General features: G+C 64.6%; 18 protein-coding genes and 1 pseudogene. 8 read left to right on the plus strand and 11 right to left on the minus strand.

Features of this window, described 5'->3' with window-relative positions; all coding sequences use genetic code 11:
- Positions 1 to 43: 43 nt before the first annotated feature.
- The 3 genes from AC0L18_RS14395 to AC0L18_RS14405 all read right to left on the minus strand — a co-directional run bounded on the left by AC0L18_RS14395 (position 44) and on the right by AC0L18_RS14405 (position 1,352).
- Entirely contained in the window at positions 44 to 406 is a 363-nt protein-coding gene (locus AC0L18_RS14395) for an SPW repeat protein (protein WP_027154285.1), read from the minus strand.
- A gap of 138 nt (positions 407 to 544) precedes the next feature.
- Positions 545 to 766, minus strand: a complete 222-nt coding sequence (locus AC0L18_RS14400) for an alkylphosphonate utilization protein (protein WP_473492962.1) — start codon at positions 764 to 766, stop codon at positions 545 to 547.
- Between the two features lie 358 nt (positions 767 to 1,124).
- On the minus strand, positions 1,125 to 1,352 hold the full coding sequence (locus AC0L18_RS14405) for a hypothetical protein (RefSeq protein ID WP_091598836.1): 228 nt from the start codon (positions 1,350 to 1,352) through the stop codon (positions 1,125 to 1,127).
- 176 nt (positions 1,353 to 1,528) lie between these two features.
- Here AC0L18_RS14405 and AC0L18_RS14410 point away from each other — a divergent pair, with 176 nt between their 5' ends.
- A complete protein-coding gene (locus tag AC0L18_RS14410) occupies positions 1,529 to 2,458 on the plus strand; it encodes a hypothetical protein (protein WP_473492884.1) in 930 nt (309 codons plus the stop codon).
- A gap of 140 nt (positions 2,459 to 2,598) precedes the next feature.
- Positions 2,599 to 4,602, plus strand: a complete 2,004-nt coding sequence (locus AC0L18_RS14415; protein ID WP_473492885.1) for an AI-2E family transporter — start codon at positions 2,599 to 2,601, stop codon at positions 4,600 to 4,602.
- 257 nt (positions 4,603 to 4,859) lie between these two features.
- On the opposite strand, the gene AC0L18_RS14420 is transcribed toward AC0L18_RS14415, so the two are convergent.
- The 7 genes and pseudogenes from AC0L18_RS14420 to AC0L18_RS14450 form a co-directional block, all read right to left on the minus strand.
- Positions 4,860 to 5,789 (minus strand): phosphatidate cytidylyltransferase, encoded by a 930-nt coding sequence (locus tag AC0L18_RS14420; protein WP_473492887.1) that lies wholly within the window; start codon positions 5,787 to 5,789, stop codon positions 4,860 to 4,862.
- A 162-nt stretch (positions 5,790 to 5,951) separates the two neighbouring features.
- Positions 5,952 to 6,611: pseudogene (locus AC0L18_RS14425) on the minus strand (lysophospholipid acyltransferase family protein); the annotation flags it as partial.
- 8 nt (positions 6,612 to 6,619) lie between these two features.
- Positions 6,620 to 7,048 carry a hypothetical protein gene (locus AC0L18_RS14430; RefSeq protein ID WP_473492889.1) on the minus strand — a complete coding sequence of 143 codons (429 nt, stop codon included), beginning with the start codon at positions 7,046 to 7,048 and terminating at the stop codon, positions 6,620 to 6,622.
- Entirely contained in the window at positions 7,045 to 8,376 is a 1,332-nt protein-coding gene (locus AC0L18_RS14435) for a phosphatase PAP2/dual specificity phosphatase family protein (protein WP_473492890.1), read from the minus strand. The genes AC0L18_RS14430 and AC0L18_RS14435 overlap by 4 nt, the downstream gene beginning before the upstream one ends.
- A gap of 2 nt (positions 8,377 to 8,378) precedes the next feature.
- On the minus strand, positions 8,379 to 10,160 hold the full coding sequence (locus AC0L18_RS14440) for a bifunctional alpha/beta hydrolase/class I SAM-dependent methyltransferase (protein WP_473492891.1): 1,782 nt from the start codon (positions 10,158 to 10,160) through the stop codon (positions 8,379 to 8,381).
- Positions 10,161 to 10,191: 31 nt separating this feature from the next.
- A complete protein-coding gene (locus tag AC0L18_RS14445) occupies positions 10,192 to 10,794 on the minus strand; it encodes a CDP-alcohol phosphatidyltransferase family protein (RefSeq protein ID WP_473492893.1) in 603 nt (200 codons plus the stop codon).
- A 128-nt stretch (positions 10,795 to 10,922) separates the two neighbouring features.
- Positions 10,923 to 12,041, minus strand: a complete 1,119-nt coding sequence (locus tag AC0L18_RS14450; RefSeq protein WP_473492895.1) for a nucleotidyltransferase family protein — start codon at positions 12,039 to 12,041, stop codon at positions 10,923 to 10,925.
- 270 nt (positions 12,042 to 12,311) lie between these two features.
- Here AC0L18_RS14450 and AC0L18_RS14455 point away from each other — a divergent pair, with 270 nt between their 5' ends.
- Genes AC0L18_RS14455 through AC0L18_RS14480 form a run of 6 tightly spaced genes read left to right on the plus strand, consistent with a single transcriptional unit; the run spans position 12,312 to position 18,782 of the window.
- Positions 12,312 to 13,301, plus strand: a complete 990-nt coding sequence (locus AC0L18_RS14455; protein WP_473492896.1) for a TIM barrel protein — start codon at positions 12,312 to 12,314, stop codon at positions 13,299 to 13,301.
- A 39-nt stretch (positions 13,302 to 13,340) separates the two neighbouring features.
- Entirely contained in the window at positions 13,341 to 14,399 is a 1,059-nt protein-coding gene (locus AC0L18_RS14460; protein ID WP_473492898.1) for a sugar ABC transporter substrate-binding protein, read from the plus strand.
- A 56-nt stretch (positions 14,400 to 14,455) separates the two neighbouring features.
- The gene (locus tag AC0L18_RS14465) at positions 14,456 to 16,009 is read left to right on the plus strand and encodes a sugar ABC transporter ATP-binding protein (protein WP_473492899.1); all 1,554 of its coding nucleotides are present in this window, start codon (positions 14,456 to 14,458) and stop codon (positions 16,007 to 16,009) included.
- Positions 16,006 to 16,983, plus strand: a complete 978-nt coding sequence (locus tag AC0L18_RS14470; RefSeq protein WP_473492901.1) for an ABC transporter permease — start codon at positions 16,006 to 16,008, stop codon at positions 16,981 to 16,983. The genes AC0L18_RS14465 and AC0L18_RS14470 overlap by 4 nt, the downstream gene beginning before the upstream one ends.
- Positions 16,980 to 17,858 carry a MurR/RpiR family transcriptional regulator gene (locus tag AC0L18_RS14475; RefSeq protein WP_091598869.1) on the plus strand — a complete coding sequence of 293 codons (879 nt, stop codon included), beginning with the start codon at positions 16,980 to 16,982 and terminating at the stop codon, positions 17,856 to 17,858. The genes AC0L18_RS14470 and AC0L18_RS14475 overlap by 4 nt, the downstream gene beginning before the upstream one ends.
- A 33-nt stretch (positions 17,859 to 17,891) precedes the next feature.
- Positions 17,892 to 18,782 (plus strand): ribokinase, encoded by an 891-nt coding sequence (locus tag AC0L18_RS14480; RefSeq protein ID WP_473492902.1) that lies wholly within the window; start codon positions 17,892 to 17,894, stop codon positions 18,780 to 18,782.
- A gap of 317 nt (positions 18,783 to 19,099) precedes the next feature.
- Here AC0L18_RS14480 and AC0L18_RS14485 read toward each other — a convergent pair whose 3' ends face one another.
- The gene (locus AC0L18_RS14485; RefSeq protein WP_473492903.1) at positions 19,100 to 19,636 is read right to left on the minus strand and encodes an Hsp20/alpha crystallin family protein; all 537 of its coding nucleotides are present in this window, start codon (positions 19,634 to 19,636) and stop codon (positions 19,100 to 19,102) included.
- Between the last annotated feature and the right edge of the window lie 37 nt (positions 19,637 to 19,673).

The following is a 19,673-nucleotide window of genomic DNA, read 5'->3' on the forward strand; positions in this document are numbered from 1 at the left end:
TCCGAGGGCATGCTTTTGGGCGACATGCATCAGTTGTCACCGATCACGCATGCGCTGGCGGATGATGACGGGAGTCCCAGACTGCCCAGGCCGATGCCGCAACCACCAGCACGCCGAGGACAACGTGGGTCGCCATTGCGTTGGCGTTTGCCACGAAGCCGAGCAGCCAGGGCGAGGCGATCAGCCAGAGCCCGACGACAAGGTTCACCCACTCTTCCCATTCGGCGAATACTGAAAGCGCCGCGAGAGCCAGGGCGCCGAGCAAGATCGCGGCAATCCAGGCGTTCCAGGCAGCAGTGGTTTCAGCAGCGAAGCCGACAACCCAAGGTGAGATGAACAGGCATGCCGCTAGGATCAGGTTGATCCAATCCTGAGGCTTCTTTCCTTCCATCAGATCGTTTGCCATGACAACCTCCACAGATGAAGCTTGACCAAAGCACTACGTCGCGTGCAACGCACGCTTAGTCATTGATATATCGCACTTTCGGCGGCTTTCAAGGAGTGGCTCCGGGGCGGCCGGTTACGCACCGAGTGCCGGGCGCGATTACGCCTTTTTCAGGAACTCGGTCTTCAGCACCAAGCCCTTGACCTGCTTAGTGCTGCAATCGATCTCACCGGGATTGCCGGTGAGGCGGATGTTCTTGACCAGCGTGCCGCGCTTGATCGTCTCCGACGTGCCCTTGACCTTCAAATCCTTGATCAGGGTGACGGAATCGCCCTCGTTCAACTGGGTGCCGTTGCTGTCTCTTACGATCGCGTCCGTCATATCAGGGTCTTTCATCGAAGCCGGACAACGGACTATCCGGCGGATGGCGGCAAGGTCAAGCGTGGTGGCAAACTGTGCCATCTCTGGCGCGTGAAGCGGGCAGGGCACCCGCGCTGCTCATGTCAAGTGGCCGCATCGCCCGTCGAAGTCGGCGATGCCTCGTGGTTGAAGCCGACTTCACGGGAACGTGGAGGATTATAGGTTGGCGCGCCGCCGGCTAAGCCTGTCGATCAAGTGGCCTGTCGAACAAGTGACTTGTCGAAAAGGTGACCTGTCGAAATGCGGACCCGTCGATCGCGGACACCGCAAGCGGCGTACGGCCGGTTAAAGATTGAGCCCCACAACGGATGGAGGGACTCTAGAAATTGAAATAGATCGCCGGCGGATACAGACTGGATCCATTGTTGTCGGCTGGCGCCGCCGTCGCATCAGACGACGTGATCCCGCTGGTGGACTTGTTGTCGAGCGGCGGCCGGTTTTTCTCGGCAGTCGCCGCTTTGGTATCGGTGGCAACGGCTTTCGTCTTGGCCTCCACGGCTTGCGACAGCGCGAGCACGGCAAGAAGTGCAGACAGGGCAAGTTTCATGACGAGGTCCCTCCATGGTTAACGTAAGGTTAACCGCGGCCGCCGGCCCGAACACGGCCGCCGTGTGGAAGGACGTGGAATTCTCCGGAATTTCTGGAATATTAGCTTGTGGAAAAGTATAGTGTGAGCAGGTGCCGGCGCGTGCTATCCTCGCGGCGGCATAAGGGGCGGGTAGGATGGCACAGCATATCGCGCAGAAATTGCGGCTGACCGCGGCCGTGCTGGGGACCGTCACCCGCAAGGACCTTGCGGCGGCGTTCCGGGGCGTCAACCCGAAGACGGCGTTCGACCTCGGCCGCGCCGATAAATGGCTGCAGGGGCGCTCCCAGCCACGCGAGTTCAGCGTTTACGACGACTGGACGAAGCTGCTCAAGCTGGAGCAGACCGGCGCCTGGATCGCCGAGAGCGACCTGCCAGGTTTTACCGCGGCGATCTGTGCCCGCCACGGCATCGACAGGGCCGAACTGGAGCGCCGCGCCAATGCGCATTTCGAAACCGCTGCCGGGCATGAGGAGCGAAGCCTTGGATTGGCCCTTGCCGGAACCTACGCCTGTTATTCGCGCGCCTTGTCGCCCTATTATCGCGGCCAGCTGATCAGGGGCATCCTGTCGATTGAGGTCGGGCCGGGGGCGAACGGCCTGACCGCCGCCTATCGCGAGGCCTTGCCGACCGGGCAGCTGCTGCTCGGTGGGCAGATGACGTCGGCAAAACGCGGGCTTTATGCGCATCTGAAGGAAGCCAGCGGCGAAGCGCAATTCTTCTTGTGCCTGTTTCCGCACTCGCGGCCGGGAAGCGTGCTTGGCGGTTATTTGTGCGGCACCACCATCATCGGCCCGGAGCCGCAGCCGTCGCTGACCCGGATCCTGATGGTCCGCTTGCGCAATCCGGCGCCCCGGCCATGGGGCGGATATCTGCCGCCCGACGGATCGATCGCCGCCGATCTGGCATCGCTTGGCCTGTCCGTCGAGCAGACGGAAGCGGTTGACCGGCAGCTGGCGCAATTCCTCGTCGGAGACAGCGACGGCGGCGCCAGCCAGATCCCGCCGGCCGAGTTCCGCGCCATCGTCGACGTGTTCGATCGTCATTGGCTGAGCTATTCCGCCTGACACCGGGCCGTCTGACCCCCGGGCTAAGCGAGAGACGAAGACCGCTTGTCGCTCGCGCGGCGCTCGCTGGCACGAAGGTGGGGACGTTGCATGCCGGCTCAATATGCCTGATCATGGCCATGGCGGGATGGAGGCATCAAGTGGCGGCCAATCGGCGAAACGGCATGCATCCGTCGGAGCCCGGGCTGGTGGGCGTTGTTTCCGCTGCCATGGCCCTGCCGCGCATGTCGCTGCCCACCGTCGCGACCGTCGTGGCGGCGGTTGCGGCCCTGTATTTCGGGCGCGAGGTTTTCCTGCCGATCGCAATCGCTCTGTTGCTGACCTTTGCGCTTGCACCCTTGGTTTCGGCACTCAAACGGGTCGGCATTCCGCGTCTTCCTGCGGTCATCGCCAGTGTGCTGGGCGCATTCACCGTCCTTGCGCTGTTCTCCTTCATTGTCGCCACGCAGGTCAGCGAACTGGCGCAGAACATCCCGCTTTACCAGTCAAATATCCTGACCAAAGTCCGGTCCCTGAAGGAGACCGGCGTCGGCGGCGGCGTCATCGCCAGGCTGAGCGAGGCGATCGAACGCGTTGGCCAGGAACTCGACAGGCAGGAAACCTCACCGCCCGCCGCGGATCAGCCACGGCGCGAGCCGGTGCCAGTCGAGATCATCGCACGCGAAAGGCCGATTCAGGTTCTGCAGAACCTGATCGGCCCGCTGATCAGCCCGCTGGCATCGGCCGGCCTGATCGTCGTCGTCGTCATATTCATGCTGCTTGAGCGCGAGGACCTGCGCGATCGTTTCATACGCCTCGTCGGCTACGGCGACCTTCATCGGACCACCGAGGCGCTCCAGGAAGCGGGCAAGCGGGTCGGCCGATATCTGCTCATGCAATTGGTCGTGAATATCGTCTATGCCATACCGGTTACAGCAGGGCTTTGGGTACTCGGCATACCCAATGCACTGCTGTGGGGATTGCTGGCGCTGGCGCTGCGCTTTGTTCCCTATATCGGCCCGATCATTGGTGCGCTGCTGCCGCTGTTCCTGGCGCTTGCCGTGGCGCCCGGCTGGTCGCTCGTACTGTGGACCGCCGGGCTGTTCGTGGCCATGGAAATGATCACCGGCAACGTCGTCGAACCGTGGCTCTACGGTTCACGAACGGGGCTTTCGCCATTGGCCATCATCGTCGCGGCGATCTTCTGGACCTGGCTGTGGGGCCCGCTGGGCCTGGTCCTGTCGACGCCGCTCACAGTCTGCCTCGTCGTGCTCGGCAGGCACGTGCCGCAGTTCGAATTCCTCGACGTCCTGTTCGGCAACGAACCGGTGCTCGAACCCCACGCCCGGCTCTACCAACGGCTGCTGGCCGGCGATCCAGAGGAAGCCACGGATCACGCCGAGGAGATGCTGGAGGAAAAATACCTGTTCGAATTCTATGACAAGGTCGCCATTGCCGCGCTGCTGCTCGGCGAGCAGGATCGTGTGCGCGGCGTCATGGGCGATGAGCAAAGACGGCGGGTGGCGGCCAGCGCGCTGATGCTGGTGGCGAACCTCGACGACAGCGCACGGGAGGAAGCAGAGGAGGACGATGATCCGGCCACAGTCGAGCCTGCCACGGCGGACAAGTACAAGGACAGGGACAAGCAGGCCCAAGCGGAGGGCGAGGACGACACTGAGCTGCCGGATGGCACGGACATGTCGGTGCTGTGTGCCGGCGGCCGCGGCGAACTCGACGATGCCGCCGCCGCAATGCTGGCGCAGGTGCTCGAAGTGCAAGGGGCAACGGTCTCGAAGGCGAGCTTTGCCGATATGGATCCGACTGGCATTCGCCGGCTCGAGCTCGACGCGGTCGATACCGTTGTGGTCGGATTCCTGAACCGTGACTCAGTCAAGCACGCCCGTTTCCTTGTTCGTCGGCTGAAACGTGCCAAGTCGGCGCTGCGGGTAGGGATCGTGTTCTGGTCGAATGACGGCGACGATAAAGTGGCAGCCGTCGAAATGGCCAATGACCTCAACGCCGATTTTGTGGCGTTTGGCATGGTCGAAGCCGTTCTGGGCGCGTTGTCGACCGATCCGCCGGTGGCGCTGAAACTCGCTGCCAAGCGCCGCATGCGCCGCCGGCCGCGCCCGGCCAGGAAGGCGCCGCTTGCCGCTGCAAAGTAAGAGACCGTTTGGAAACTCTACTCCGGCGGCCATCTGATGGCGTTTTCTGCGCTTCCGGTGCTCACGGACCAGCGCATGACCCCGGAAACCTTCGGTTTCCGGAAAGGATCATGCGCCAACCAAAGTGTTAGAGCGTCCTTTGCGCGTCCAATGGACGCGCGGCGCTCTAATGTCCGCTGCGCCCCGGTTCTCGAAACCACCACCATATGACTCGCCGGAGCGACTTTCGAAACAGCCTCTGAGGTCGTAGCTCGCTCTCACGTCCAGAAATAGCGCACCGTGTGAAAGAAAACCGGGGCGGCGAAGACCAGGCTGTCGGCGCGGTCCATCATGCCGCCATGGCCCTCGATCAGATGGCCCCAGTCCTTTACCCCCTGGTCGCGCTTTATGGCGGAGGCGACCAGCCCGCCGAGGAAGCCCATCAGGCAGGCGATGAAGGCGACACCCGCCGCCTGCAGCGGCGGAAACGGCGTCAGGAACGACAGCAGCGCGCCAAGCAGGCTCGACGTCGCCAGCCCGCCGACCAGCCCTTCCCAGGTCTTCGACGGCGAAACCTTCGGCGACATCAGGTGCCTGCCGAACAGCTTGCCGAAGATGTATTGCAGCACGTCGCTGCCTTGCACGGTGATGATCAGGAAAGCGACCAGCAACAAGTTGCGGCCTTCGAAGCCGGGCACGTCGAGCGTCAGCAGCGCCGGCACGTGGCTGACGCAGTAGACCGAGATCATGACCGCCCATTGCTGCGCCGAGATGCGCTCGAGAAAGCGCTCGGTGTCGCCGTGCAGCGCGGTGATCGCCGGCATCAGCAGGAAACAGTAGACCGGGATGAAGATGGTGAACAGCCCGTACCAGGCAGTCCACACCAGCCAGTACTGGAACGGGATGATGATGCCGAACATGCCGAGCAGCACCCAATGGTCGCTGCGACGGCTGTGCGTCAGCGTCACGAATTCGCGCAGTGCGGCAAACGAGATCAGCGCGAACAGGATGGTCATGCCGGCGCGGCCAAAGAAGAAGGCAACGGTGATCGCCACCACCATCACCCACCAGGCGTTGATGCGCTGGTTGAGATTGACCAGCGTCGAGGACAGCGGCTTCGGCGCGCGCCACGACAGGATGCCGGCGACCAGGCTTGCCGTGGTCAGCACCGCAGTTAGGCCGACAACCATGATAAGGGTCTCGTGCATTGGCATGTTGTTCTAGTCGTCTCTTGGAGCATCGTGACTTGCAGCATCGTGCCGGATACCGGATCCGCCACGATCTCCAGCTCTTTGGGCTCTACGCTGTTTGGGCTCGACGCTGTTTTCGTCGCATGATGTTTTTCGGAAAACCGGATTCCACTTTTCCGCATCATGCGTTGGCGGGCGGGGGTTCAGCGCCAGCAGTGTTTGGCGGGCGCGCTCGAGAAAGGCGCGGCGTTCCTCGCCGGGCGCAATGGCGATCGGCGCGCCGAAGACGACGCGGCAGAGCAGCGGCACCGGCACGAACTGGCCCTTGGGCAGCACCCGCGACATGTTCTCGATCCAGCACGGGATGAGTTCGACGTCGGGCCGCGCCATCGACAGATTGTAGAGGCCGGAGCGGAACGGCAGCAGCGGCTGGTCGGTCATGTTGCGCGTGCCCTCGGGGAAGATGATCAGCGAATGACCCTCGTCGAGCACCGACAGCATGATCGAGATCGGATTCTGCGCTTCATCGGTCCACTGCCGGTGGATGAGCACCGAGGACAGCATGTCCTGCGCGATGAACCGGCGCAGCCGTGATTTTCCCCAATAGTCGGCGGCTGCCACCGCATGGGTGCGGGCGCGCTGCTTCTCGCTGAGGCAGGCCGACAGCAGGATGAAGTCGCCGTGGCTGGCATGATTGGCGAAGTAGATGCGCTGCCCGTTCGACGGCTGGCTGCCGTTCCAGATCGGCCGCACGCCCGTCACCGCCCAGGCCAGCGCCGACAGGCCGACCGAGGTCACGGTCTGCAGCAGGGTGAAGCTCCTTGTGCCGAACGTGCTCATCGTCGGGCTCAGAAAGACAAGGCGACGAGCGACGCCGCCACGAACAGGCCGAGCGCGATGCGCTGCTTCATCAGCAGGCGTTGCGTGCCCGCGATGCGCCGGTCGAGCGAGCGGATGCCGGCTGCGGCCGGTTTTACGCGCATGCGCGCCAGCACGTCGTCGACCGAGGCACCGCCGGCGGCCTCGCTGATGTGGCTGGCCATCAGCCAGAACAGCAGTGCGTCGAAGCCAAGCAGGGCCGAGACGGCGAGAGTGACCACGCCGCTCGCTGCCGCGACCAGCCAGGCCGCTGCCGCCAGCGTGGTCGCCTGCGGCTGCGCCGCCACGGCAATGACCGGCGCGGCCGCCAACGCGGCCAGCACAAAAAACAGCGGCCACACCGCCTGCGTCATCAGCCCGGCGGCGAACGCTTCGGCCTTGTCTCGATGGGCCCTCATGCCGGCTGGTCCACGTGAAGATGCACCGGCCGGCCCGCGGTGGCGAGCTTGGTTCGCGCTTGCGCCAGCGTGTCGGCGCGGCCGGTGGCAACCAGCCAGGCGGCGACGGCGCCGGCGCTGCGCTGGAAGCCGAGCGCACAGCAGACAAGCACAGTGCCGTGGCGGCGCGCGTCCTCGATCGCCGCCACCGCCTGCGCCTGCGCCTCGGGCGAGGGCGGCAAAAGATCGACCATGGCGACAGCCGTCCAGCGGCAGGCGACGCCGCGCGGCCGCTCCAACTCGCCGGCAAGGTCGATCACCGTGCCGAATGCGCCAGCCTCGGCGACGGTGGGAAAGCGGCCGAGGAAGACACCGTCGCCAATGGCGACATGCGGCGGCAGCTTGCGCGTCCATATCCATGCATTGATCCTGGCGCCAAGCCGGTGGGGCAGCAGCAAGACACGGCTGGCCAGCGAGACGCTGCCGTCGGCCGTTTTCTGGAACACTTTGGCGCCGGCTCCGGCATAGGCGAAGGCAACGATGGCCAGCGCCAGCGCCGGCCACAGCAGGATGAGCCACAGCGCCGAAACGAAGGCGCCGGCAGCGGCGCCGGCCAGCGCCAGCGCTGCGACCAGCGCGTAGAACAGCGCCAGCCGCCGCGCGCCGGCGTCAGCGGTCAGCCGGAAGCCGGCGAACGGCAATTCGCCGTGGCGCGGAAACAGCCACAAGGCGAAAAAGCCGAGCAAAGCGCCGGTAGGGATATCGATGACATGGTGCTGCCACGTCGTCAGCACCGAGGCGCCGATCAGCAGACACCAGGCATGCCAGACGACGCCGGCCATGCTTTTCAGCCGATCGCGCCAATGATCCCAGATGATGACCAGCAGCGCGATGTGCAGCGACGGCGCCTGGTTGAACGGCTTGTCGAAGCCGCCGAGCACCGCGAACATGAAGCCTGGCAGGCCCGATGTCTGCGGCCGCACAAAGGTCGCCGTCAGCGGGAACAGGATGAAACAGGCGACGGCGACGATCTGCGCCGTGAGATAGCGGCCGGCGAGACGATCGACGCCGCGCTTGGTATCGTTGAGCAGCAGCGACAGGCCGTAGAACAGGTTGATCGACCAGTAGGGCACGATCGTCCAGGCGATGAACGGGATGTCGCGCTCCCAGGTGAAGACGATGCTGCCGACATCGTCGCGCTGCGATGCCAGCCAGTTGGCGAAGCCGTAGCTCGCGTAGAAGAACGGCGCCAGGAATGCGAGCCACAACGCCGCGCGCAGCACGATGCCGGCGTACGGCTCGCGCGCAGGGGCAGAAAGGGCGGCAGGGCCAAGGACAGGCAAGACCATGCTCAGACGCGCCGCGCGACCGATACGGTGAAGATGCCCCACAGGTCGATGCGCTGGTCGAGCTTCTCGAAGCCGGCCGCCGCCACCAGCTGGTCCATCTCGCCTTGCGTGCGCCGGCGCATTACCCAGGCCTGGCCGCCGCGATGCGAGGTCAGGCTGCGCGCGATCATTTCGAGCTGCGGATGCCAGGGCTGGTTGGTGTAGACAAGCAGGCTGCCGGGCTGCATCGCCCTGGCCAGCCCGCCGAGCGAGCGGATGATCATGGCGTTGTCGGCAAACAATTCGTAAAGCCCGGAGACGATGGCGAGGTCCGGCGCCGGATCGAGCCCGGCAAGCATCTCGGCGTCGAAGGCGTCGGCCTGGTGGAACGATACGCTGGTTGGCAGGTGCCGCTCGGCGATCAGCTTGTAGCCGAGCGAAACGTTGAGCTCGGAGAAATCCTGCAGCCGCACGCTGGCCGGCGGCTCGGCGCATTTGGCAACGGCATCGAGCACGTAGCGGCCGTGGCCGGCAGCGATATCGACGATATGGACCGTGCGGCCGGCAGCCTTCAGCGTCCCGGTGGCGCTGCCGATCAGCTCTTCGAGATGCAGCTTGCGCTGGCGGATGCCGCGCCAGCCGATGGCGTCGAGAAAGGTGCGATCGATCATGCGGCCGAGCGGACAGGCGCCCCGCGCCTGGTTCTCGTAGACATAGTCGAGGGTCGAGCCGGAATCGAAGCCGGTGGCTATCCCGGTCTTCATGCCTGACGACAGCCAGGCGCCCGCGCGGATCGAGGCGCGGCTCATTGCCCAGTAGAGGCCTTTCGGTGACAGCAAAGCGAGCGGCGAGGCCAGCCGGTCGGCCTCGTCGCGTGTGTAGCCAGCGCGGTCGGCCGCGGTCAGGTCGACCGGCTTCTGTGGCGTCGAGAACTGTCTTTCGAGGAACGGCTTGATCAGGTCGAGTGCCTTGCGGCGGTCGCGCTCGCCCAGCGTGTCGTGGAAGAAGCCCGGCAGCACATGCCGCTGCTTGGCCGGGCTGGCGAGATTGACGAAGAATTCGTGCTGCGGTCCATGCCGCACAACCCAGTCGCTGCCGGAGATCAGCAATTGCGTCGGCACGGTGATGGCGCGGGCATCCGAGACGATGCGCGCCGCGTGGTCGTAGAGCTCGACCAGGATGTTGGAAGCGATCGGCCGCGTGATCAGCGGATCGGCCTCGAAGGAGGCGATGCGCTCGGGGTCATGCGTCAGGAACTTGGCCTTGACGTAGGAATTGACGAAGAAGCGGCCCTTGATCTTCTGCCACAGCGCAATGCCTTGCTTGGCGAGAGGCACGTAGAGCTTGACCGAGAAGGCCGGCGAAGCCAGTACCAAGGCGCGAATCTGCGGTGCATAATCATGCACCCAGGCGGCGGCGAGCACCGCGCCGAAAGATTGCGCGATCAGCGCGATGTCGCGCTGGGAAAAACCGTCTCTGCCGATCTCGCGCACCACACAATCCATGTCGCGCACAAGTGCGGCAAAAGACGGCGCATAGCCGCGCTCGCCGGCCGAGCGGCCATTGCCGCGCGCGTCCCAGGCGTAGAAGGCATGGCCGGGCATATCGAGTTCGTCGACCAGATGCGCCATGCGGCCGCCATGCTCGTGGCCGCGGTGGAACAGCACAATCGCGCCCCTGGCGGGTTGCCCGACCGCCGGCCAGTAGCGGTAGAAGATCTCGGTGCCGTCATGGCTGCGGAAGCTGCGCTCCTGCGCCACCCGCTGCTCAACTGCGGAAGCAGCAATCGTCGGTTCGTGAAGCATTTTTTTTCCCCAGGCGGATGCGACCGCAATTTCAGTCGCCGCTCCCGTTAAGGCCGCTGCGTATCCGGTTGATGGCGGTCACCAGCGAGAGTGTAGCCATCGCCGGAAACACGAACGGCGTGATGGCTTCCACCCAGAGGCCGCAGGCGACGAGGACGGCGACGATGCCGAGCGCCAGCGCCCGGTCGCTCTTGCCGAACGGCCCGGCATAATTGCGCCCGGTGCCTGCCGCGATGCCGAGCACGCCGGCGAACTCCACAAGCATTGCTGTGACGGCAAAGGCGACGACCCCCCAGGCAGGGAAGAGAGCGGCAAAGGCCAGGATCAGCGCCAGGTCGGAGACGGCGTCGCAGAGTTCGTTGAGATACATGCCGAGTTTTGAAGCCTGGCCATGTTCGCGCGCAAGCATGCCGTCGATGGCGTTGAGCGCCATGCGCGTAAACAGCACCACCGGCATCAGCAGCAAGACCGCGCGATGGCCGGCAAGGGCTGCGACCACAACGCCGGTGGCAACCGACAGGGCGGCAGCCAGCAGCGTGATTTGGTTGGCGGTGACGCCGGCCGCGGCCAGCCGGTCGGCGAGCGGCCGCAGCCTGGCCTGGAAGGCCGGTTTCAGCGCATAAAGCGTCGGCATGTGCGAACCCCCCGGCCGCGGTGCAACTGCGGCGAGGATGATCAATTGGCGCGCAAGACGCAAGGGCGGCCAGCGGTTGTACAGGGTTACGATCAGCAGCGCCCGCCCGGAACCTTTATGCGCAGGCCCTACGGCTTCGGTGCGGCCGCCACGTCTTCAAGGTGGAATTCGCTAGGATCTCTTTCCAGCTTTCGAATAGCGCGGGCCAGCGCCGGCAGGACGGTTTCGCGCGTGCCGTGGTCAATCTGGGACAGTGTCTGGCGTATGGCTTCCTTCCAGGCCGCACCGCGGCCATATGCCTCCATGAAAGCATCGGCCAGATCTTCCGACTGCCGTTGTTCGATCATGGCTTCCATGATGGTTGCAGCCTGCATCTTGTCCTTGCGGCTCTTGGCGGTGCCGTCGTTGTCCGTCCGGCGGCGGCTGGCGATGATGAGCTTATGGATCGCGTACCGTTCGGGCGAAGGCACGTTCACCGGCACGCCGGCGCCGTGCAGGAGAACGGCCCGGATCGGTTCGTATATCAGGAAATCGAGAAAGCGCAGGGGCTGCGCCGACGCGCCACCAAGCGCGGGCATGGTTGTAGGATGACCCTCGTAGTCGGCCGAACCGGTGTTCGGAGTCAGGAATTCGACCCTGTATCCGGAGCGAGACGAGTATTGCGTCGTGAAGCGGCCATCAGCCTGGTGCGGAATCTCTCGGAATGTCGGGTCGACTTGCCTCAGCGTATCGAGCACGGGTGGCATTTTGTCATCGACGGCTGTCGAGATCGAATGAAACTGCGCAAAATCGGCATCGCCGGTGACCATTGACGTGCTAGGTAGGCGAACGCCAAGGACGGCTGGATAGCATTGGTAGGCGACGGTACCGACCAGGACGCCACGAAGTCTGAAGAAGCCAGCTTCGGCGAGTGCCTGGACAATGTCGCCGGTCTTCCTTTCCGGCCGTGGCAGGTAGGCTTCGCGAACGAGTGTCGAAACCAGTTTTCGCCGCTCTTTGATGTCGGCTTTCAGGTCTTTGAAGTTTTCGACCCTCCTGGTGATTTCAGGATCGTCGACGGGGCCGACATATCTGCGTGTTTTGCCGCCGTCAGGGCTAGGTAGGTCGAGATACCAGTAGCGGCGGCCTTTCACCTCGGCTGTGACAAAGCGGCCGCCGATGTTGAATTCCGTCGAAAACGCGGCGTCCAGCGACCGCTGCGCCAACTCGGAATAGAGCGTCTGGTATGTGTGGGGTATTTGCTGCATGGGCGTTGTTACCGTTTTTGCGAAAAGGGTAATAACACAACTTCGCTGCCACGGCCATCATTGAGTTGTTACCGTTTTTGCGAAAACGGTAACAACTGCGCTTAAAGCATCATGAACGCGGATCAAATCGTGCGTCAGCAGTTCGTCTCTTCGTGGCCGCCTGCTCCTCTCTATGTACGCTGTACCGTCGCCCAGTCTTGAATCAAACGGCACATCCTACTTTACAAATAAACTATAGTATGTGAAGTTATGTCCAAGAAAGGGTCATCCATGACACCCAATCGTTTCGCCACACGCCTGAATTCCTTTGCCTCGCGGCCACAGGCCGAATGGCCGGATCTTGTTGGCAAGCCGTCCATGCTGCAGATGGCGGCGCGTGCGGCGAAAGTTGCGGGGCTGACCGACCTTGACCTCAACTTTCCCGATCATGTCGAGGAAAAACCTGCGGAAATGGCACAAAAACTCGGCGATCTCGGGCTTTCCATCAATGGTTTCGCCATGCGCTACTACTCCAATCCGGCCTTCAAGCTCGGCGCCTTCACCAATCCGGATCCGGCAGTTCGCCGCGAAGCCATCGACCTGACCAAGGCCGGCATCGACGCCGCGCGTGAGGCCGGCGCCAATCTGATGACGCTGTGGCTCGGCCAGGATGGCTTCGACTATGCTTTCCAGGCCGATTATGCGACGCTATGGCAACACGAAATTGATGGTATTCGTGAAGTGTCAGCGCATGATCCCGACTGCCTGATCAGCCTGGAGTACAAGCCCAACGAACCGCGTTCCTACAGCCTGATGCCCGACGCGGCGACGACATTGCTAGCGATCCGCGAGATCGGCCTGCCCAATCTCGGCGTGACGCTCGATTTCGCCCATGTGCTCTATGCCGACGAGCAGCCGGCCTTTGCCGCAGCACTTGTGGCGCGCCACAGCAAGCTCTTGGGCGTGCATCTCAACGACGGCTACGCCAAGCGCGACGACGGCCTGATGGTCGGCGCGGTGCATACGCTGCAGACGATCGAGCTGCTTAGGCAGATCCGCCGCGACGGCTACGCCGGCGCCATCTACTTCGACACATTTCCCGACATGACCGGGCTCGATCCGATCCACGAATGCGAAGTCAACATCGCCACCGTCAAGCGCATGCTGCGCGTCGTCGAGCGGCTGGAGAAGGACAATCGCCTGTCCACCGCCATCGACCGCCAGGACGCGGTCGCGTCGCAAGCCATCATCCAGGAAGCCATGCTCGGGCCGGAGAACTGAGGCTCGGCCTCAAAATCGTTCAACAAGGGAGGAAAGACCATGAAATTTCTGCTTGCCACCGCCACCGCTGCGTTGATGGCGCTGTCCATCGGCTCCGCCTATTCCACCGACCTCGCGCCGCTCAATTCCGACACCGAAAAGGACCGCATCGACTGGTCGCAACTCGAGGCCAAGTTCGGCGCGTTGCCCAAGCTGCCCGACGGCACCAGGGCGGGCGCCGTCTCCAAGACGCTGACCAACGAATACTGGCGCTCGCTGGGTGAGGGCTACAAGTCGTTGGGCGATCGCGTCGGCGTGCCGGTCGTCTACCAGGCGGCGCAGAGCGAGGGCGACCAGCTCGGCCAGCTGACAATCGCCGAAGGCCTGGTCACGCAAGGCTACAACGTGCTGCTCGTCTCACCGCAGACCGACTCCAACCTGCAGCCGATCATGGAACAGGCCAAGGCCGCCAACGTGCCGGTGGTCAATGTCAATGACGCGGTCATCCCGCAGGCCGAGCACTATGTCGGCAATGTCCAGCGCGACAATGGCGTGCGCGTCGCCAAATGGTTCACCAAGAACCGGCCGGACGGCGGCAAGGTCGCCATCGTCGAAGGCCAGGCCGGCGTCTATGCCGCAGTCCAGCGCACGGATGGCTTCAAGGCCACGATCACCGAGACCGGCAAGTTCGAGGTCGTCGCCAGCGTGCCCGGCAATTGGGATCGCCAGACCTCCTACGACGCTGCCAGCAACATCCTGCAGCAGCACCCCGACCTGATCGGCTTCTATGCCAACAATGACGGCATGGCACTGGGCATCGTCGAGGCGGTCAAGGCCGCCGGCCTGCAGGACAAGGTCGCCGTCTTCGGCACCGACGGCATCTCCGACGCCTATGCCTCGATCCGCGCCGGCGAACTGACCGGCACCGTCGACAGCTTCCCGGTGCTGACCGGCGAGGTGGCGCTGGAATCGGCGCTGCGGCTGGTGGCCGGGCAGAAGCTGCCGCGCGTCGTCGCCACGCCGCAGGCGCTGATCACCAAGGACAATGCCGACCGCTATTCCGGCGCCGGCGACGCCGTGCGCAAGGCGCTGCTCGAGGACGCGGCAGCGGGCAATTAAGGGCAGGACTGCGGGTGCCGGCCGGGCTGGCGCCCTTTGCCTGGAGAATAGAACCAATGTCTGTCCCGCGGCTGCAATTCGAGGGCATTTCCAAGGTGTTTCCGGCGGTGCGGGCGCTGAGCGATGTGTCCTTTTCCGTCGGCGCCGGCGAAATCCATGGCCTGCTCGGTGAGAACGGCGCCGGCAAATCGACGCTGCTGCGCATCCTGTCGGGGGTCTACAGGCCGACCGCCGGAAGCGTGCTGATCGACGGCAGGCCGGTGGCGCTGAACAATCCGGTCGCGGCGCGCGCCGTGGGCGTCGCCATGATCCATCAGGAATTGCAGCAGGTGCCGCATCTCAGCGTCGCCCAGAACATGTTCCTCGGCCATCCGCTGACGCGCGGCGGCATCTTCGTCGCCCGGCGCGAGCAGGAGCGCCGCGCTGCGGAAGCCCTTGCCGCCCTCGATCCGACCATCGATTCGGCAGTCCCGCTCGGCAGCCTGAAGGTCGTGCAGCGGCAGATCGTCGAGATCGCCCGGGCGCTGCTCGATCGGGCACGCGTCGTGGCGATGGACGAGCCGACATCGAGCCTGACGCCGAGCGAGTTCGAGCGGCTGGCCGAAGTCATTGCCGGGCTGGCGCGAGACGGCGTCGCGGTCGTCTATGTCTCGCACAAGCTGGACGAGGTGTTCGGCATCTGCCAGCGCGCCACAATCATGCGCGACGGCGTCGTGGTCGGATCCGTCGATCTGGCGCAAATGTCGGAAAAAGCCGTCGTTTCGATGATGGTCGGCCGCGAGCTTGCCCAGGAACAGCACCGTTCGCACATCTCGAGCGAGGTCAGGCTGAGCGTGCGTGGCCTCGCCTCGGCGACAAAAATCCGTAACGTCTCGTTCGACCTGCACCGCGGCGAGGTGCTGGGCATTGCCGGCCTGGTCGGCTCGGGCCGTACCGAACTGCTGCGGCTGCTGGCCGGCGCCGACCGCGCCTCGTCGGGCAGGGTCGAGATCGACGGCAAGGCCATAAAACTCGCCAATCCGCGCGACGCCATCGCCGCCGGCATCGGCCTGGTGCCGGAGGAGCGCAAGCGCGAAGGCATCGTGCCGTTGCGGTCGATCTCCAGCAATATGGCGCTGGCCTCGATGGGCGTGTTCGCACCGCGCGGCGTCATCGATCACACCAGGCTGAAACGGGTCGCGGCCGAGAAGATGAAGCGGGTCAATTTGCGCCCGTTCCTGCTCGACCGGCCGATCCGGCTGTTCAGCGGCGGCAACCAGCAGAAGGCGATCATCGGCCGCTGGCTGGCGGCGGCAACGCGCATCCTTTTGTTCGATGAGCCGACCCGCGGCATCGATATCGGCGCCAAGGCGGAGATCTACCATTTGATCGAGGAGCTTGCCGCCGAAGGCCATTCGGTCGTCGTCGTGTCGTCCGAGCTTCCCGAGGTGATCCGGCTCGCCGACCGCGTGCTGGTCATGCGCGATGGCACGGTCGCCGCCGAGCTCGACCGGGCTGATCTCAGCGAACAGGCGATCGCGGCGCACGCCATACCCCAATCGGAGACGCAAGGCCGGCAAGGCGCAAGGCCATCGAGCCGGCAAGGCATAACGGACAGGACCAGCGGATGACTGATGTAACCGAACACACAGCAGCGCGCCCACGGGCTGAATTCCTGCACCGGTTTTCGCTGCGCGACGCCGGCACGCTGATCGGCCTGGTGGTGATCCTCGCCGTCTTCGGCGCGCTGGTCCCGGGCTTCTTTGCCGAGCGCAATTTGATCAACATCCTGCAGCAGTCGAGCATCAACGCCTGCCTGGCGTTGGGCATGACGCTGGTGATCATCTCGGGCGGCATCGATCTGTCGGTCGGGCCGACGGCAGCCCTTTCGGCCGTCATCTCGGCCTCGATGCTGGTTGCCGGCGTGCCGTTCCCGCTGGCCATCGCCGCCGGCTTCGCCATCGGCCTCGTCTGCGGCCTGCTCAATGGCGTGCTGGTCGCCTATGTCGGGCTGCAGCCTTTCATCGTCACACTGGGAACGCTCAGCACCTACCGGGCGCTGGCGCTGATCTATACCGGCGGCAATCCGGTGCTCGGCCTGCCAGCCGGCTTCCGCGCCATCTTCAACGGCTCGCTGTTGGGATTGCCACTGGCGGTCATCATCGTGGCCGTGGTCGCGCTGATCGCCTGGATCATCCTCAAGAAGACGCCTTTCGGCGAATATCTGCTCGCCGTCGGCGGCAATGAGGAGGCGGCCTACATAGCCGGCGTGCCGATCGCTCGCACCAGAATCGCCGCCTACATGATCTCGGGCCTGCTGGCGGCCCTTGCCGCGCAGATCCTGATCGGACGGCTGGGTGCCGCTGAGCCCATTCTCGGCAATCTCTGGGAGCTCGATGCCATTGCCGCGGCGGCCATCGGCGGCGCCTCGCTGATGGGCGGCAAGGGCAGCGTCGTCGGCACCATCCTGGGCGCCGTCATCCTCGGCACCATGCGCAACGGCCTGACGCTGATGAATGTCCAGTCCTTCTATCAGCTCTTGGCAACTGGCCTTATAATCCTCGCCGCGATGCTCATCGATCGCGTGACGAGGGGACGTGGATGACCTTGACCAGCCTGGATCTGAAAGCAGTAGGACCGCGGATCCGCATGATGATGCCGCATTTGACACCGCTCGAGGCGAAGGTGGTGGAAACCGTGTTCGGACGGCGCGGCTTCGACGAGACCATTCCGCTCAAGCAGATCGCCGAAGAAGCCGGCGTGTCGGAGGCGATGGTGGTGAAGATCGCCAAGAAACTTGGCTTTTCCGGCTATCGCGACTTCCGCACCGCGGTTTATGAATACAGCCGCCTGCCGACCGCCGAAATGCACCAGGAACTCTCGGTCGACGACAGCTCGGCCGAGATCGTCCAAAAAGTGTTCCGCACCTCGATCCAGGCGCTGGAGGAAACGCTGGCGATCCTCGACATGGACGATTTCGACCGCGCCGCCGATCTTTTGTACCGCGCCAGGAACCGCGATTTCTATGGCGTCGGCGGTTCGGCGCAGATCGCGCGCGACGTCTCGCACAAATTCCTGCGCATCGGCATCCGCGCATCCGTCTACGACGATTCGCACATGATGCTGATGTCGGCCTCGCTGCTCGGCGCCGACGACATCGCGGTCGGCTTCTCGCATTCCGGCAACACCAGCGCCGTCATCGATGCCATCCATCTCGCCCGCAAGAGCGGTGCGCGGACGCTGGCGATCACCAATTACGACAACTCGCCGCTGGCCGCCGTCGCCGACATCGTGCTGTGCTCGACCGCGCAGGGCTCGCCATTGATGGGCGAGAACGCGGCGGCGCGCATCGCCCAGCTCAACATTCTCGACGCGCTGTTCGTCGCGGTGGCACAGCGCGACTACCAGGCGGCGGAGCGCAATCTCGGCCGCACGATGTCGGCGGTGACGTCGAAACGCCGGGACAAGGGCGGTTCATGAAAGATTGGGGCGGCTCATGAAAGATCGGGGCACATGACGGCTCCGCTGGTCACCGTGTTCGGCAGCCTGCATTACGACATCATGGTCGAAGCGCCTGACCGTCCGCGCAAGGGCGAAACCGTAACCGGCCATGCCTGGCAGCCGAAATGCGGCGGCAAGGGCGGCAACCAGGCGGTCTCGGCGGCGCGGGCCGGCGTGCGCTCGGCAATAATCGGCGCCGTCGGCGATGACGATTTCGGCCGCGCGCTTGTCGGCAATCTCGCACGCCGCGGCGTCGACAGCCGCTTCGTGCGGGTCGCACCTGGCGCCGGCTCGGGCATGAGCGTGGCGATCTTCGACGCCGGCGGCGATTATGGCGCGGTGATCGTCTCGGGCAGCAATCTCACCTTGGGCGAGAAGGACATCGTGGCCGCGACCGAGATGGTTGCGCAAACGGCGGTACTGCTGCTGCAGAACGAGGTGCCGGAAGCCGCCAACATTGCCGCAGCGCGGGCGGTGAAGGCGCATGGCGGCCGCGTCGTGCTCAACGCCGCCCCCGCGCGAAAACTGTCCGGCGAATTGATCGCACTCACCGATATCGTCATCGTCAACGCCATCGAGGCGGAATTTTTGGCCGGCGTTGCGGTCGTCGATACGCTCGAGGGTGCTGCCGAGGCGGCACGCATGCTGATCGATTTCTACCCGGCGGCGATCGTCACGGCCGGCGGGGAGGGCGTTGCCTATTGCGGCCGCGACGGCCAGGCGTTCGCGCGGGCCGCCCTTCCGGTGAAGGTGGTCAGCACCCATGGCGCCGGCGACGAATTCGTCGGCGCGTTCGCGGCAGGCCTTGCCCGCGGCCATCGGGTCGAGGCCGCACTTGCTGCCGCCAACGCCGCCGCGGCCTTGCTGGTCGCCACGCCGGAACGGCAGCGCGAGGCGATCTGAGACGGGTGGCTGCCTCCGCCCGCGATCGTGACACGAAGCGGATGGCGAGGACATTTCACAGGCCGATAAAGCCGACAATTGATACGAAAGCCCGCCACCCCCAACGGATGACGGGCTCCGTAGCCTGTGCGCCAGGAACGCCACGGTAGCGACGCTGCTACTCAATGCTCCGTAGATACTCACTATGTGGCCTTCGCGCCGTCAGGCGCATCGGCCGAACAAATGAAGCCCGTGCCTTTGGGCGGAGCGCGCGGGCCGATCGGGATGCAGCACGATCTGCAGCCGAACGCGGCTGGCGCGTCCGGCTGCCGATGTCGTCAGTGCTTGATCTTGCCGGGGCTGGCGGCACTGCCACTGATGGCGATGCGCTTGGCTTTCGTCCGTGCGCGCTCCGTCTTGGGCAGCGTCACGGTGAGCACGCCGTTATGGAAGGCGGCGTTCACCTTGTCCTCCTCGACCTCGTAGCCGAGCGGGATGCGGCGCTCGAAGCGGCCGTAGAACCGCTCGGAGAACTGCCTGTCCTTGTCTTCGGTCTCGGAGCGCTTCTCGCCACGCAGCGTCAGCACGCCGTCGTCGAGCATCACCTCGACGTCCTTTTCGTCCATGCCGGGAATTTCCGCGGTCACGCGGATCTCCTTCTCGCCGTCGGCGATTTCGACGCTCGGCCAGCTGCCGCGCGCCGACGAAAATCCGCTGAGCATCGGCATGCGCGTTTCGAAGCCGCGGAAGGCGTCGTCGATCAGGCGGTTCATCTCGCGATGCAACGCCATGAACGGGTCGCGGTCCTCGTCACGATAGAAGCTGGGAACCGGACTGTTCTCCCGGCCCCAGGGTATGAGATCACGAATAGCCATTGCTGTTCTCCTTTCTCGACTGGTTGTGTCAAAGGCG

It is taken from the genome of Mesorhizobium sp. WSM4819, assembly GCF_055811215.1.

Bases quoted from the DNA above. Each gene is read 5' to 3' on its own strand.
- AC0L18_RS14430 (WP_473492889.1), bottom strand. From the start codon at position 7,048: ATGAGGGCCCATCGAGACAAGGCCGAAGCGTTCGCCGCCGGGCTGATG.
- AC0L18_RS14400 (WP_473492962.1), bottom strand. From the start codon at position 766: ATGACGGACGCGATCGTAAGAGACAGCAACGGCACCCAGTTGAACGAG.
- AC0L18_RS14395 (WP_027154285.1), bottom strand. From the start codon at position 406: ATGGCAAACGATCTGATGGAAGGAAAGAAGCCTCAGGATTGGATCAAC.
- AC0L18_RS14405 (WP_091598836.1), bottom strand. From the start codon at position 1,352: ATGAAACTTGCCCTGTCTGCACTTCTTGCCGTGCTCGCGCTGTCGCAA.
- AC0L18_RS14475 (WP_091598869.1), top strand. From the start codon at position 16,980: ATGACCTTGACCAGCCTGGATCTGAAAGCAGTAGGACCGCGGATCCGC.
- AC0L18_RS14435 (WP_473492890.1), bottom strand. From the start codon at position 8,376: ATGGTCTTGCCTGTCCTTGGCCCTGCCGCCCTTTCTGCCCCTGCGCGC.
- AC0L18_RS14465 (WP_473492899.1), top strand. From the start codon at position 14,456: ATGTCTGTCCCGCGGCTGCAATTCGAGGGCATTTCCAAGGTGTTTCCG.
- AC0L18_RS14485 (WP_473492903.1), bottom strand. From the start codon at position 19,636: ATGGCTATTCGTGATCTCATACCCTGGGGCCGGGAGAACAGTCCGGTT.
- AC0L18_RS14445 (WP_473492893.1), bottom strand. From the start codon at position 10,794: ATGCCGACGCTTTATGCGCTGAAACCGGCCTTCCAGGCCAGGCTGCGG.
- AC0L18_RS14420 (WP_473492887.1), bottom strand. From the start codon at position 5,789: ATGCACGAGACCCTTATCATGGTTGTCGGCCTAACTGCGGTGCTGACC.
- AC0L18_RS14460 (WP_473492898.1), top strand. From the start codon at position 13,341: ATGAAATTTCTGCTTGCCACCGCCACCGCTGCGTTGATGGCGCTGTCC.
- AC0L18_RS14410 (WP_473492884.1), top strand. From the start codon at position 1,529: ATGGCACAGCATATCGCGCAGAAATTGCGGCTGACCGCGGCCGTGCTG.
- AC0L18_RS14480 (WP_473492902.1), top strand. From the start codon at position 17,892: ATGACGGCTCCGCTGGTCACCGTGTTCGGCAGCCTGCATTACGACATC.
- AC0L18_RS14450 (WP_473492895.1), bottom strand. From the start codon at position 12,041: ATGCAGCAAATACCCCACACATACCAGACGCTCTATTCCGAGTTGGCG.
- AC0L18_RS14470 (WP_473492901.1), top strand. From the start codon at position 16,006: ATGACTGATGTAACCGAACACACAGCAGCGCGCCCACGGGCTGAATTC.
- AC0L18_RS14455 (WP_473492896.1), top strand. From the start codon at position 12,312: ATGACACCCAATCGTTTCGCCACACGCCTGAATTCCTTTGCCTCGCGG.
- AC0L18_RS14440 (WP_473492891.1), bottom strand. From the start codon at position 10,160: ATGCTTCACGAACCGACGATTGCTGCTTCCGCAGTTGAGCAGCGGGTG.